Source organism: Isoptericola sp. NPDC056573, from assembly GCF_042793335.1.
Taxonomy (GTDB): Bacteria; Actinomycetota; Actinomycetes; order Actinomycetales; family Cellulomonadaceae; genus Isoptericola.
The window spans coordinates 240,415-254,116 of the sequence record NZ_JBHTUY010000003.1; the positions used below are offsets into that span (position 1 = coordinate 240,415).

Annotated in this window: 12 protein-coding genes; 6 read left to right on the top strand and 6 right to left on the bottom strand. The window is 74.3% G+C overall.

Annotation, left to right across the window (positions count from 1 at the left end; genetic code table 11):
* Position 1: 1 nt before the first annotated feature.
* Positions 2–1,063: an adenylate/guanylate cyclase domain-containing protein gene (locus tag ACFQ8E_RS06210; RefSeq protein WP_430549713.1), complete on the top strand. Its 1,062-nt coding sequence runs from the start codon at positions 2–4 to the stop codon at positions 1,061–1,063.
* Between the two features lie 24 nt (positions 1,064–1,087).
* On the opposite strand, the gene ACFQ8E_RS06215 is transcribed toward ACFQ8E_RS06210, so the two are convergent.
* Positions 1,088–1,945 (bottom strand): helix-turn-helix transcriptional regulator, encoded by an 858-nt coding sequence (locus tag ACFQ8E_RS06215; RefSeq protein WP_430549714.1) that lies wholly within the window; start codon positions 1,943–1,945, stop codon positions 1,088–1,090.
* 149 nt (positions 1,946–2,094) lie between these two features.
* Here ACFQ8E_RS06215 and ACFQ8E_RS06220 point away from each other — a divergent pair, with 149 nt between their 5' ends.
* Positions 2,095–2,850 carry an SDR family NAD(P)-dependent oxidoreductase gene (locus tag ACFQ8E_RS06220; protein ID WP_430549715.1) on the top strand — a complete coding sequence of 252 codons (756 nt, stop codon included), beginning with the start codon at positions 2,095–2,097 and terminating at the stop codon, positions 2,848–2,850.
* A gap of 6 nt (positions 2,851–2,856) precedes the next feature.
* Here ACFQ8E_RS06220 and ACFQ8E_RS06225 read toward each other — a convergent pair whose 3' ends face one another.
* A complete protein-coding gene (locus ACFQ8E_RS06225) occupies positions 2,857–3,717 on the bottom strand; it encodes an SOS response-associated peptidase (RefSeq protein ID WP_430549716.1) in 861 nt (286 codons plus the stop codon).
* 92 nt (positions 3,718–3,809) lie between these two features.
* On the opposite strand from ACFQ8E_RS06225, the gene ACFQ8E_RS06230 reads away from it, so the two are divergent.
* Positions 3,810–5,039 carry a multidrug effflux MFS transporter gene (locus ACFQ8E_RS06230; protein WP_430549717.1) on the top strand — a complete coding sequence of 410 codons (1,230 nt, stop codon included), beginning with the start codon at positions 3,810–3,812 and terminating at the stop codon, positions 5,037–5,039.
* A 28-nt stretch (positions 5,040–5,067) separates the two neighbouring features.
* Here ACFQ8E_RS06230 and ACFQ8E_RS06235 read toward each other — a convergent pair whose 3' ends face one another.
* Positions 5,068–6,417, bottom strand: coding sequence for a permease prefix domain 1-containing protein (locus ACFQ8E_RS06235; protein ID WP_430549718.1), 1,350 nt, complete (start codon positions 6,415–6,417; stop codon positions 5,068–5,070).
* Positions 6,417–6,797 carry a PadR family transcriptional regulator gene (locus tag ACFQ8E_RS06240; RefSeq protein WP_430549719.1) on the bottom strand — a complete coding sequence of 127 codons (381 nt, stop codon included), beginning with the start codon at positions 6,795–6,797 and terminating at the stop codon, positions 6,417–6,419. The genes ACFQ8E_RS06235 and ACFQ8E_RS06240 overlap by 1 nt, the downstream gene beginning before the upstream one ends.
* 174 nt (positions 6,798–6,971) lie before the next feature.
* Between ACFQ8E_RS06240 and ACFQ8E_RS06245 the strand changes: the two genes are divergently transcribed.
* Together ACFQ8E_RS06245 and ACFQ8E_RS06250 are read left to right on the top strand one after the other, a co-directional pair.
* Positions 6,972–9,278, top strand: coding sequence for an esterase-like activity of phytase family protein (locus tag ACFQ8E_RS06245; RefSeq protein WP_430549720.1), 2,307 nt, complete (start codon positions 6,972–6,974; stop codon positions 9,276–9,278).
* Between the two features lie 81 nt (positions 9,279–9,359).
* A complete protein-coding gene (locus tag ACFQ8E_RS06250; RefSeq protein ID WP_430549721.1) occupies positions 9,360–10,622 on the top strand; it encodes an LCP family protein in 1,263 nt (420 codons plus the stop codon).
* A 19-nt stretch (positions 10,623–10,641) separates the two neighbouring features.
* Here ACFQ8E_RS06250 and ACFQ8E_RS06255 read toward each other — a convergent pair whose 3' ends face one another.
* Positions 10,642–11,592, bottom strand: a complete 951-nt coding sequence (locus ACFQ8E_RS06255) for a LysR family transcriptional regulator ArgP (protein WP_430549722.1) — start codon at positions 11,590–11,592, stop codon at positions 10,642–10,644.
* An 84-nt stretch (positions 11,593–11,676) separates the two neighbouring features.
* On the opposite strand from ACFQ8E_RS06255, the gene ACFQ8E_RS06260 reads away from it, so the two are divergent.
* A complete protein-coding gene (locus tag ACFQ8E_RS06260; RefSeq protein ID WP_430549723.1) occupies positions 11,677–12,306 on the top strand; it encodes a LysE/ArgO family amino acid transporter in 630 nt (209 codons plus the stop codon).
* Between the two features lie 96 nt (positions 12,307–12,402).
* Here the strand turns inward: ACFQ8E_RS06260 and ACFQ8E_RS06265 are convergent, their stop codons facing one another.
* A complete protein-coding gene (locus ACFQ8E_RS06265) occupies positions 12,403–13,626 on the bottom strand; it encodes a pyridoxal phosphate-dependent aminotransferase (RefSeq protein WP_430549724.1) in 1,224 nt (407 codons plus the stop codon).
* Between the last annotated feature and the right edge of the window lie 76 nt (positions 13,627–13,702).

The window sequence follows — 13,702 nt, forward strand, 5'->3', positions numbered from 1 at the left end:
CGTGACGAGCGACACCACGACGGGACCCGGCCTGCCGACGGACGACGACGCCCGGCGGGCGGGGGACACCGCGGCGCGGCTGGACGAGGCGATCCTCGGTGGTCCCCGCCGGTACACGCTGTCGGACCTCGTGGAGGGCACCGGTCTGTCGCAGGAGTTCATCGAGAACTACTGGCGCTGGCTGGGGCTGCCGGTCACCCACCCCACCGAGGTGGGGTTCACCGACGCGGACATGCGGGCGCTGCGCGAGATCGGCGAGCTCGTGGACACGGAGCGGCTGGACGAGCAGGCCCAGATGACGCTCATCCGCTCCCTCGGGCACACCACCGACCGGCTGGCGCTGTGGCAGGTGGAGGCGTTCGTGGAGCACCTCAGCCGCCGCGACGGCCTCGACGACGTGAGCGCGCGGCTCGCCGCCATCGACCGCATGCCGGACCTCACCTCGCAGCTCTCCCGTCAGCTCGAGCACGCCTGGCGACGCCAGCTCGCCGCGCTCACGGGGCGGCTGGCCACCGAGTTCGGGGGCGCGCGGCGCGGCACGCAGGAGGCCCACGGCGACGAGCTGCCGCTGCCGCGCGCCGTCGGGTTCGCGGACATCGTGTCGTTCACCAAGCGCACCGCGGGCCTCGGGTCGCAGGAGCTGTCGGAGTTCGTGCAGCTCTTCGAGTCCCGGGCCCGCGACGTCATCACCGAGGCCGGCGGACGCGTGGTCAAGACCATCGGCGACGCGGTGCTGTTCGTGGCCGACGACGTGACGACCGGCGCCGAGGTGGCGCTCGGCCTGGCGGCCCCGCACGCGACCGAGCCCGAGATCCCCGTGCGCGTCGGGTTCGTGTGGGGGCGGGTGCTGTCCCGGTTCGGCGACGTGTTCGGCTCCGACGTCAACCTGGCCTCCCGCATCACGGAGCTCGCGGAGCCGGCCACCGTGCTGGTGGACCCGCACACCGCGTCGCTGCTCGCGTCGTCGTCCCGCTACGCCCTGACGGCGCAGCCGCCGCAGGAGGTGCAGGGCATCGGCGAGATCACGCCGGTGCGGCTGCAGCGCGCCTACACCGGGGCCTGACGGCCGCGCGGCGGCAGACCGCCGTCAGGAGGCGTCCGAGCGCACCACGCGGAGGGTGCGGTCGCCGACGGCCAGGTCGTCCAGCGCCCGCTCGGTCGCCGCGTCCGCCGGGAGCAGCAGCTCGATCCGCAGGTGCTCGCCGCCGCCGGGGACCAGCACCTGCGGCACCACGCGCAGGGCGCCGGCCTGCGGGTGGGTCAGCCGCAGCACGGCGTCCCGTCCCCGGTCGGCGACGGGGCGGGCCCAGCGCTCGGTGAACGCGGCTCCCGCCAGCACCGTGAGAGCGTCCACCAGCTCGCCCAGGATCGGGTCGGACGGGACCGACTCGCGCTGCAGGTCGGCCACCACGCGGTCCGCGACGGCGTCCCAGTCGGGGAAGAGGTCGTGGGCCCGCGGGTCGGTGAGGACGACGGGCGCCAGCCGCGGCTCCCCGTCGTCGAACAGGCCGGCGGGCGCGAGGAGCGCCCGGTAGGCGGGGGTGCACGCGAGCACGGTGCCGAACCGGTCGAGCAGGACGGCAGGGGCCGGGGCGAGCCGGTCGAGCACGGCGCGGGTGGTGGCCGGGACGTCGTCGTCCGGCGCGGTCGCCAGGCAGACGCCCGACCCCTGGACGTCCTTGGCGGCGAGCAGCAGCACGCGCCGTTCGTCGTGGCCGAGCCGGAGCGCGTCGGCGAGCGCGCCCATCACGGCGGGTGACGGGTGCCGGTCACGCCCCTGCTCCAGGCGGGTGAGGTACTCCACGCTCACGCCGGCGAGCACCGCCAGCTCCGCTCGCCGCAGGCCCGGGGTGCGGCGGCGCCCGCCCTCGGGCATCCCGACGTCCCGCGGGCGCACGTCCTCGCGGTACGCGCGCAGCAACGAGCCGAGGTCGCGGTCGGTCATGCGGCCAGGGTAGGCGCGCCGCGGCGTCGGAGAGTGGCCCTGGCGCGGCCAGCATGGCGGCGGCCTCCATGTGCCGTGCCGGCCGCGCGACGGTGGACGGCGTCGGCACCGACCGGTGGCCGACGCACATCCGTCGCGAGGAGAGCAGCATGGACCTGGGACTGCAGGGGCGCACCGTCGTCGTCACGGGGGCGTCCGGGGGGATCGGGCGGCACGTCGCCGCCCTGTTCGGCGCGGAGGGCGCCGACGTCGTCGTCACGTACCGCGAGTCGAAGGACGACGCCGCGCGGGTCGCGGAGGAGATCGGTGGACGCGCGCTCGTCGTCCGCTACGACCAGACCGAGGACGGCGCGGCCGAGGGGCTGCGCGACGCCGCCCTCGCGTGGACCGGCCGCGTCGACGTGCTGATCAACAACGCGGTGAGCTGGAGCCCGCCGGGGGCGGACGGTCCGCGTGACTTCGAGGACGTGCCCGACGACGCCTGGCTGGAGCCCGTGCGCGCGAACGTCGAGGGGGCCGTGCGGCTGACCCGCGCGGTCGCGCCGACGATGCGCGCGCAGCGGTGGGGACGCCGCGTGCACCTGTCGTCCATCCTGGTGCGCGACGGCGACGAGGGCACGACGTACTACGCCACGGCCAAGGCGGCGCTGCACGGGTTCAGCCGGTCGGTCGCGTTCGCGCTCGGGCGCGAGGGCGACATCCTGTCGAACGTGGTGCTGCCCGGCCTCACCCGGACGGTGCGCAACGCGGGGATCGTCGAGGCGTTCGGCGAGGCCTCGGCGGCGCGCGCCCCGCTCGGCCGGCTGCTCGACGCCCGCGAGGTGGCGAACGCCGTCGCCTACCTGGGTTCCGCGGCGAACACCGGCATCACCGGGCAGGAGGTCGCGGTGACCGGCGGCGCCTGACCGCGCTCACGACCGACCCGTCGCGACGACGTCCGGGTCCCGCGGGTCGGGGTCGACGTCGATGAGCGAGGGCCGGTTGTTCTGCACCGACCCGACGGCGTCGCCCACCGGTCGGGTGGCCATGCCGACCTGCGGTCCCGTGACGATGCCCATCGCCTGCTCGGCCCCGACGGCGGGGTCGAGCCAGGCGTCCCACGACGCGCGCGGCAGCACCACGGGCATGCGGTCGTGGATGCGCTCCAGGTCCTGCGACGCCGCCGTGGTGATCACGGTCGCGGAGACGAGCCAGCGGTCGGGGTCGTCGTCCGCCTTCGTCCGGTCCCGCCAGAACTCGTACAGGCCGGCGAGCGCCGCGACGCCGCCGTCGTCCGGGTGGATCCAGTAGGGCTGCTTCGGCACCTTGCCCTTCGACCCGCCCTTCGACCCGCCCTTCGACCCGCCCTTCGACCCGCCCTTCGACCCGCCCTTCGACCCGCCACGCTCGGGGGCGCCGGGCGGCAGCTCGAGCTTGCGCCACTCGTAGTAGCCGTCGGCCGGCAGCAGGCAGCGCCGGACGCCGAGCGGCTTCGCGAACGCCGACTTCTCGAGGAGGGTCTCGGTGCGCGCGTTGATCATGCGCGCGCCGATCGACGGGTCCTTGGACCACGACGGCACGAGCCCCCAGCGCGCCAGCCGCAGCGAGCGCGTGATCTCCCCGGTCTGTCCGCCCTCGAGCCGCTGCGGGCGCTCGACGACGATGCGCACGGCATCGGTGGGGGCGACGTTCCACGACGGGGGCAGGAGGCGCGCGTCCTCCGCGATCTCGGCGACGGCGAGGTCGTCGGCGATGTCCTGGGCGTCGCGGAAGGACGCGTAGCGGCCGCACATGGGTCCATCGTGACGCATTCCACCGACACCCGTGCGGGTGGCCGCGGGATTCTCCCTGGGCTCGGTCGTAACGATTCGATAGGATCGGGGTCATGCCCTCCGACTCCGCGAGACTTCCGCGCGCCCGCTCTCCGTACCGTTGGGTCATCATGCTCGGGGCGCTCGCGGCGCTGCCGGCGTTCACCGTCGACATGTACCTGCCGTCGCTGCCCGAGGTGGCGGCCGACCTGGGCTCCTCGGCGTCGTTCGCGCAGCTGTCCGTCTCCGTGATGCTCATCGGCGGCGCGCTGGGGCAGCTCACCATCGGGCCGCTGTCGGACCGCTTCGGGCGGCGGGCGCCCCTCATGTGGGGTCTGGCGCTGCACGTGGTCACGTCGGTCCTGTGCGCGTTCGCGCCCAACATGACGATCCTCGTGGGCCTGCGCCTGATGCAGGGCTTCTTCAACGCCGCCTGCGGCGTCGCGGCGATGGCGGTCGTGCGCGACCGGTTCGTCGGTGCCGAGGCCGCGCGCATCCTGTCCCGGCTGATGCTCGTCATCGGCGTCGCGCCGATGCTGGCGCCGACCTTCGGATCGGCGGTCGCCGCCGCGGCGGGCTGGCGCTGGGTGTTCGGCTTCCTCGCGCTCGCGGGCGTGGCGATGGGTCTGGTCGTGTGGCGGTTCATGCCGGAGACGCTCCCGGCCGGGCGCCGGCAGGCCGGCGGCGCGCGCGGCGTCTTCGCCGGCTACCGCACCCTCGTCAAGGACCGGCAGTTCATGGCGCTCGCCGTCATCCCCGGGCTCGGGCAGGCCGTGCTGATGAGCTACGTGGTCGGCTCGCCGTTCATCTTCCAGGAGGGCTACGGGCTGACCCACGGGCAGTTCTCCGTGCTGTTCGCCGTCAACGGCCTGGGCCTGGTGCTGTCCGCGCAGGTGAACGCCGCCCTGGTGCGGCGCGTGGCGCCCATCCGGCTGCTGCGGGCCGCGCTCGCGATCCAGGGCGTCGTCGGGGTCGGGCTGCTGGTCGTGGCGCTCACCGGGGCGGGCGGGCTGATCGGGCTCCTCGCGATGCTCTGGCTCGTGCTCGCGTTCCAGGGCCTCATCCCCGCCAACGCGTCGGCCATCGCCCTGTCCCGGCACGGCGAGCGCGCGGGCACCGCGGCCGCCGTCATCGGCGCCGTCCAGTCCGGCGTCGCGGGCCTCGTCTCCCCGCTGGTGGGCGTGCTCGGCGGCGACGCCGTCGCGATGTCCTGGGTGATGCTCGCCGCGCTGGCCTGCGCGCTCGCCGTCCTCGCGTTCGCGACGCCGGCCTACCGCAAGGACGGCTGGGTCAAGCTGGCGTGATCGCTCGACGGCCCGACGTCGGACGAGCTCAGGCGAAGCCGAACAGCGGCCCGAACGCGACCACCACGAACGCCGCCCACACCGCGTAGACGGGCAGGAAGCGCGTCTGCCACCGGACCAGCGCGCCGAACGGCTGCCGCTCGCGCAGGAAGCCGAGCAGGAGCAGCCCGGACCGGGCCAGGTGCACCAGCAGCAGCAGGTTGAGCCCCAGCGCGGCCACCTTGTTGGGGCTGAAGCCGAACTCGGCGATGCGGGTGAGCATCGCCGTGAGCGCGACGGCGTCCACGGCGAGCGCCGCACCGACGAGCACGAGCTGGAGCCCGTCGAACCAGCCCGGCCGGGCGAGCGAGTCGCGTGCCGACACCGAGTACAGCAGCAGGCAGAGCACGAGCACGAGGATCGCGTCCATGAGGATGAGCAGCTCGCGCTCGACGTCCGCGAGCCCGCCGGCGCCGAGGAGCACGACCAGCGTCACGAGCAGCATCACCGTCGTCAGCGGCGTGAAGACGCGCGTGAGGACGGGGGCGATGTTCTCCACCACGTCCTGCTTGGCCTCGACGAGCCACGCCCCGACGACGACGGCGCCCGGCACCGCGAACGGCATGATCCAGTCCTCCATCGCGGGCTCGATGTCCACGCCGACGAGGCTCAGCGTCGCGGCCGTGAGCCCCAGCAGGACCCCGCCTCCGATCGCGAGGAGCGTGACGTACACGACGAGCTCGCCGGTGAAGCGCGCGAAGTCCATCCGCGGGTCCTGGTCCCGCCACCGGCCGCCCACGTAGACCACGCCGATCAGCGCCCACAGCACGACGGGGGCGTGCAGGGCGGCGAGCACGACCGTCGAGCCCGTGTCGACGTACGGGTAGACGTTGAGCACGACGGCGAGCAGCGCGTACGGGACCAGCAGCGCGGCGACCACGCGCCACGCGACGCGGCGCTTCCACACGAAGTAGGCGGCCAGGAACGGCGCCGTCATCAGGGGGACGTTGCGCAGCAGCGCCGAGTCCGTGTCGAACGCGGCGAGCGCGACCTTGAGGGCGATGCCCGCGCCGACGGCGAGCGCGAGGACGACGGCGAGCTCGCGCCAGGCCGGGCCGGACGCCTGCGCGTCGTCGTCCGGGACGAGGACGAGCTGCTTCCACAGCCGTTCCGAGTGCTCGCGCGCGAACTCGTGCGAGACGGCGTCGAGGTTGCCCATGCGGCGCACCGCGACGAGGAACGCCTCGTCGTCGTCGAGACCCGTCGCGGTGAGGTCGTCGACCCGGCCGCGCAGGTGGTCCTCCATCTCGTCCACGTCGGCGGGCGCGATGGCGCGGTGGCGCTGCACGTACGACCGCCACTGGTCGATCTGCGCCTCGAGGCGCTCGTGCTCGCCCATCATGCCCAGCCGTCCGCGACGGCCGGCCGGGCCGGGGCCTGGGCCGCCTGCTGCGCGGACCGCCAGACCTGGTGCAGCACGTCTGCGACGACGGACCACTGCTCCTGGCGCTCGGCGAGCGCGTCGCGCCCTGCCGGGGTGAGCGCGTAGTGCTTGCGGCGCCGGCCGGCCTCGGAGGTGCCCCAGGTCGCGACGACCAGGCCCAGGCGCTCGAGCCGGTGCAGGAGGGGGTAGAGCATCCCGTCGGTCCAATGCATCCGGCCGCCCGAGAGCTCCGTGACCCGCTTGAGGATGGCGTACCCGTACGACTCGCCCTCCGCGAGGATGCCGAGCACCAGCGGGGTGGCGGACGCCGCCACCAGGTCCTTGTCGAAGCGCACCGCGGGCTCCTATGTCTAGATCTGCTAGGGGTGTTGAACCTAGCAGATCTAGGCATTGCTCGGGAGGGGGCGACCGGGTGGTCCGGCGCCGGGCTCCTCAGGCGCCACGGGATCGTCGCCCGGCGTTCATCCAGGGTTCGTCGAGCCGTCGCGGAGCGCCGGTGGGATCGGGCCATGACTCGCTCCCCGAACCAGGCTCGCGCCCTGCGCCTCGTCGCGGCCGGCGCCGCCGCGGCGGTCGCGCTCACCACCGCGGCCGGCACCGCCGCCATCGCGGCCGGGCGCCCCGGCGACCACGGCACGCATCACGCGGCGCCCGGCCACGGGCGACCGGGCGCCGTCACGACCCACCTCGTCCCGACGCTCGAGGGCCGCGCGACGCTGTCCGCGGACTTCCTCGCCGAGGGCCCGCCGTCCGGCGCCCAGGCCTCCGCCGCCAACGGCCGGCAGGGCCCCTGGGACGGTCAGGTGATCCCCGGCTTCTCGGCGATGGTCGACAACGGCGACGGCACGTTCTGGGCGCAGCCGGACAACGGCTTCGGCAGCCAGGGCAACTCCGCGGACTTCCTGCTGCGCAGCTACCTCGTGAAGCCCGACTGGGACACGGGGCGCACGGGCTCCGGCTCGGGCGAGATCGAGGTGCTCGACCACATCTCCTACAACGACGAGAACGAGGTGCTGGACTTCGACATCGTTCACGGGGACACGGACGAGCGGCTGCTGACCGGCGCCGACTTCGACGTCGAGTCCGTGGTGCGGGCCGACGACGGCACGCTGTGGGTGGGCGAGGAGTTCGGCCCGTTCCTGCTGCACTTCGACGCCGACGGGACGCTGCTCGAGAAGCCCTACCCGCTGCCGGGCGGGCTGCGGTCGCCGCAGAACCCGTACCTGGCCGACGGCGAGGAGCCCACCGTGCGCGCCAGCCGCGGCTTCGAGGCGATGGCGGGCGTGCGCGGCGGGCGCTACCTGTACCCCGTGCTCGAGGGCGCCCTGGTCGGTGACGCCGACCAGCGCCGCCGCGTGATCCACGAGTTCGACACCCGGCGCGGGGAGTACACCGGCCGCACCTGGGACTACCAGGCCGACCAGGAGGCGAACGTGCTCGGCGACGCCTTCGCCGTGGGCAAGGACTCGTTCTGGCTGGTGGAGCGCGACGACTTCGAGGGGCCCGCGTCGGTCACCAAGCGCGTCTACGAGATCGACCTGAGCAGGACGGACCGCGACGGGTTCGTCCGCAAGGAGCTGGTCCTCGACGCGCTGCGCGTCGAGAACCCGCGCGGGATCGACGCGGGGGAGGGCTACGGCCTCGGCGAGACGTACGCCCTGCCCGTGCAGTCCTTCGAGACGGTGCTGCGCCTGCGCGACGGCCGCGTCCTCATCGGCAACGACAACAACTACCCGGGCAACTCCGCCCGCCACCCGGGCACGCCCGACGACACCGAGATGGTCGTGATCGACCTCGAGAAGCAGCGCACCCGCGACGACGGCGTGACCGTCATCGGGCACCGCGGCGCGTCCGGGGATCGGCCCGAGCACACGCTCGCCGCCTACGAGCAGGCGATCCTGCAGTGCGCTGACGTCATCGAGCCGGACGTCGTGCCGACCAAGGACGGCGTGCTCGTCGCCCGGCACGAGAACGAGATCGGCGGCACCACCGACGTCGCCGAGCACCCGGAGTTCGCCGACCGTCGCACCACGAGGACGATCGACGGGACGGCGGTCACGGGCTGGTTCACCGAGGACTTCACGCTCGCCGAGCTGCGGACGCTGCGTGCCACGGAGCGGCTGCCCGAGCTGCGCCCGGACAACACGGACTTCGACGGGCTGTACCAGGTGCCCACCCTCGACGAGGTGCTCGACCTCGCCCGGCACTCGGAGACCTGCGACGGCGAGCCGGTCGGCGTGGCGCCGGAGACCAAGCACCCCACGTACTTCGCGTCGATCGGCCTGCCGCTGACGGACCCGCTCGTGGCGGAGCTCGCCGCGAACGGCCTCGACTCGCGGCGCGCCCCCGTCGTCGTGCAGTCCTTCGAGACCACCAACCTGCGCGAGCTCGACCGGCGGACCGACGTGCGCCTCGCGCTCAACGTCTCCGCCGCCGGCGCGCCGTACGACCTGGTGGCGGCCGGCGACCCGCGCACCTACGCCGACCTCGTCACCCCGCGCGGCCTGCGCGACCTCGCCCGGTACGCCGACATCGTGAGCCTGGAGAAGAACGTCGTCGTGCCGCGCGCCGCCGACGGGACGCTCGGCCGGCCGACCTCGGTCGTCCGCGACGCGCACCGCGCGGGGCTGGAGGCCTACTCCTGGACGTTCCGCGCCGAGAACCAGTTCCTGCCGGCGGAGCACCGCTCGTCCGCGGACCCCGCCGCGCACGGCGACCTGGCGGCCGAGCTCGACACGTTCCTCGACACCGGCCTGGACGGCATCTTCTCGGACCAGCCGGGCCTCGCGGTCGACGCCGTCGCAGCCCGGCGATGACCGGTCGCGCGGGGGGTGAACCTGTGGTTGCACGGGGCACCCCTCGCGCGAACGCGCTGCTCAGGCCCTAGGATCGCGCTTGTGCGGACCCTGCCACGGCACGCGTCAAGCCTCGCCTCGCACCGGGTCGTCCGCACGATCGCCCTCGTCGTCACCGCGGTGGTGGCGTTCGTGGCGGCGACCGCGGTCGCGTCGTTCGTCGACCTGCGCTCCCAGATCGGCGTCTCCGACGTCGACGACCTCCTCGCCGGCGACGACCGGCCGCCGGAGGTGCCGGTCGAGCAGGACCCCAGCGACCCCTTCGCGGGCAAGGACCTCAACATCCTGGTGATGGGCACGGACTTCCGCGACGAGGCCAACGCGGAGATCGCCGGGGCGGGCGACGAGTTCCACTCCGACACCACCCTGCTGGTCCACATCTCCGGCGACCGCAGCCGGATCGAGGCCGTCTCCATCCCGCGCGACTCCCTCGTGGACATCCCGTCCTGCAAGCTGCCCGGCGGCGGTGAGACCGCGCCGCAGTCGAACGCCATGTTCAACACGGCCTTCGCGCTCGGCGGGGGGCCCGAGAAGGACGTCACGGGTGCCGCGGCCTGCACGATCCGGACCGTCGAGAAGCTCACCGGGGTGCGGATCGCCGACCACATGGTGGTGCAGATGACCGGCGTGATCGGCGTCGTCGACGCGATCGGCGGCGTCACGATGTGCCTGCCCGAGCCGGTGAAGGGCCAGCGCGTGGACCTCGACCTGCCGGAGGGGAAGCAGAAGCTCGACGGGTACACGGCCATCAACTTCCTGCGCGCCCGCAAGGGCGAGGGCATGGGCCTGGAGATCGGCAGCGACCTCAAGCGCATCGAGCGGCAGCAGGCGTTCTTCGACGCCGCGATGCGCGAGATCCTGTCGCAGAACGTCATCACCGACTCGCCACGCCTGTACCGGATGGTGCGCGAGGTCCTCGGCTCCATCTCCACGGACCCGGAGCTCGCCAGCCCGACGGCGCTCGCGGGCCTCGCGTGGAGCATCCGCGACCTCGACCCGTCGCGGATCGTGTTCACCTCGGTGCCGGTCGTCGACTCGGTGAGCCAGCCCGGCCGGGTCGAGTGGACGTCCGAGGCCGACGCGATCTGGGAGCGGATCCGCGCCGACGAGGCTCCGCCCGGCACCCCCGAGCCGGACCGCGACGCCGGCGCGACCCCGTCCGGCGCGACCGCCGTCGACGACGACGTCGCGTCCCCGGACGCCGGTGGCGAGACGGGTGGCGACACGGGTGACGACAAGGACGGCGAGGGCGCGTCGGCCGACCCGTCGCCCAGCCCGTCCGTGCTGCCGGGCGTCTGCGCCTGATCGCCGCCGCGCCCGGAGGTCAGTGCTGGGGCAGGGCGCGGCGTGCCTCGAGCCGCAGGGCCTCGGCGACCCGGTCGAGGACCGTCGAGCGCAGCTTCCACTGCTGCAGGTAGACCGGGACGTCGACGACGGCGTCGTCCTGCAGCAGCACGACCTGGCTGCCGGCGTCGCCCGGACCGCCGTCGAGCATGCCGAAGCGCGCCCCCGGGCCGGGGAGCGGGCCCCACATGCCCCACCCCAGGCCGCGGCGGATGCCGTCCACGTACTCGGGGGTGCTCGGCACGTGGTGCCGCGGCGGGTCGGGGACGGCGGCGCCCGCCGCGGCGGCGCGCTCGCGCAGCCAGGCGTCCTGGAGGTCGTCGGCCCGGTTGAACACGAGCATCGGGGCGCCGCCCAGCGCCTCGACCGTGGGGCCGTCCGGGAACCAGCGGTCGACCACCGCCCGGGTGGCGGCCGGGCGGTAGCGCGTGATGCCGAGGAACGTCGAGGTGCAGCCCTGCACCGGGTCGCGCTGCGACGTGATCGCGGCCATCACGACGCCGGCCGGCAGCAGGTCGACCGTGCGGTCCTGGTCGTCGCGGTGCAGGTCGAAGCACACGCCCTCGACGCGGGCGAGCGCCGGCATCACCCAGGTCGCGAGGGAGTCCGCGTTGACGGCGACCGGCACCGTGACCGGGCGGGGAGGGCTGCCGGTGCCGTCGTCGTCGGCGTCCCGCGGGCCGAGCTCGCGGCTCGCCTCCGCGCCGAGCAGCTCGACCTGGCGCGCCAGGCGCAGCAGGGTGCGCCCCGGCTCGGTGGCCGCGACCGGGCGGGTGCGGCGCACCAGCACGGAACCGGCGGCATTCTCGAGCGCGCGGACGCGCTGGCTGACCGCCGACGGCGTGACGTGCAGCGCGCGGGCAGCGGCCTCGAACGAACCCTCGGTGACGACGGCGGCGAGCGCCTCGAGCTGGCGGGAGTCCCATCGCATGCGCCGAGCCTAGATGAAGGAGTGCTTCGCCAGATGAAGAAACCGTAGATGGACTTCATGACATTGCCGACCTAGCGTCGAGGGGTGCTCACCCTCCTCGCCGGCCTCGGCCTCGGCCTGTCCCTCATCGTCGCCATCGGCGCGCAGAACGCCTTCGTGCTGCGCCAGGGCGTGCGCCGCGAGCACGTGGGCCTCGTCGTCGCCGTGTGCGCGGCGTCCGACGTCGTGCTGTACCTCGCCGGGACGGCCGGGCTCGGCGCGCTGGTCGTGAGCCACCCCGCCGTCGTGGAGGTGGCGCGGTGGGCGGGCGCCGTCGTCGTGCTCGGGTACGGCGCGCTGGCCGCGCGCCGGGCGTGGCGCGGTGACGAGACCGGGCTGGCCGCCGCGTCGGACGGCACGGTGCCCGACGCCGGACGGCGCGCGCGGCCGGTGCTGCTCACGGCGCTCGCGCTCACCTGGCTGAACCCGCACGTGTACCTCGACACGGTCGTGCTGCAGGGCTCGCTGGCCGCGTCGTACGGCGACGGGCGCTGGCTCTTCACCGCCGGCGCGATCGTCTCCAGCATCCTGTGGTTCGTCGGCCTCGGCTACGGCGCGCGGCTGCTCGCGCCCGTGCTCGAGCGGCCCGGTGCCTGGCGCGTTGTCGACGGCGTCGTCGCCGCGATCATGCTGGTCGTCGCCGTGAGCCTGGTGCTGCCGGCGCTCATGCCGTAGATCCCGTCAGTTCGGCAGCTCCTGCATCTGTTCGGCATGGCCTCGTGCCGAACAGATCGACGCGGTGCCGAACAGATCGGGGCCGACGTGGTGGGGTCAGCGCGTCAGACGGTGCAGGCGGTCGACCGCGTCGCGCAGCACGTCCTCGCGCTTGACGAACGTGAAGCGCACGCGGGAGGCGAGCGCCTCGGCCGTCGTCGAACCGGCGCGGCAGAAGGCGGAGACGGGGACGCCGACGACGCCCGCGAGCTCGGGGAGGCGGCGGCACAGCCCGTGACCGTTGGCGACGCCGAGCCGCTCGAGCAGGTGCGCGCCGTCCGCCACGACGAAGTACGTGCCCTGCGGGACGACGACGTCGAACCCGGCGGCGGTCAGGCCCTCGCACAGCAGGTCCCGGCGGGAGGCGAGCGACGTCGCCAGCGCGCGCGGCGCGTCGTCGTCGGCGAGCGCCTTCGCGATGGCCGGCTGGAAGGGTGCGCCGGAGGTGTACGTGAGGAACTGCTTCACCGTGCGCACGGCCGTGACGAGCTCCGCGGGGCCGTGCGCCCAGCCGACCTTCCAGCCCGTGAGGCTGAACGTCTTGCCGCTGGAGGAGACGGTGAGGGTGCGCTCCGCCATGCCGGGCAGGGTCGCGATCGGCACGTGCACGGCGTCGTCGAAGGTGAGGTGCTCGTAGACCTCGTCGGTGAGGACGACGACGTCGGCCTCGCGCGCGACGGCCGCGACCTGCTCCAGCTCGGCCCGCGTGAGCACCGTGCCCGTGGGGTTGTGCGGGGTGTTCAGCACGATGAGCCGCGTGCGCGGGGTGACCGCGGCGCGCAGGGCCGCGGCGTCGAGCCGGAAGCCCTCCGCGGTGAGCGGGACCGGCACGTGCGTCGCGCCCGCCAGGGCGATGCTCGCGGCGTGCGAGTCGTAGTACGGCTCGAGGGTGATCACCTCGTCTCCCGGTCCCGCGAGCGCGAGGATCGACGCGGCGAGCGCCTCCGTGGCGCCGGTGGTGACCAGCACCTCGCCGTCCGGGTCGACGTCGAGCCCGTAGCGGCGCCGCTGGTGGTCGGCGATCGCGCGCCGCAGCTCCGGCACGCCGTCGCCGGGCGGGTACTGGTTGCGGCCCGCGTCGATCGCGTCCTTGGCGGCGTCCCGGATGAACGCCGGACCGTCGACGTCGGGGAAGCCCTGGCCCAGGTTGATCGCGCCCGTGCGGGCGGCGAGCGCCGTCATCTCCGCGAAGATCGTCTGCGCGACGGCGCCGTCCGCCCCGAGCAGTCCCGTCGCGCGGGCGACGTCGTTCCAGCGGCCGGGCGGGGGAGAGGTCGGCATGGTCCTCGACCCTAGCCCCGGCCGGTGGCGGGCGCGGCCGCTGTCCGGCTACCGTAGTGACCAGATTTGATGATTG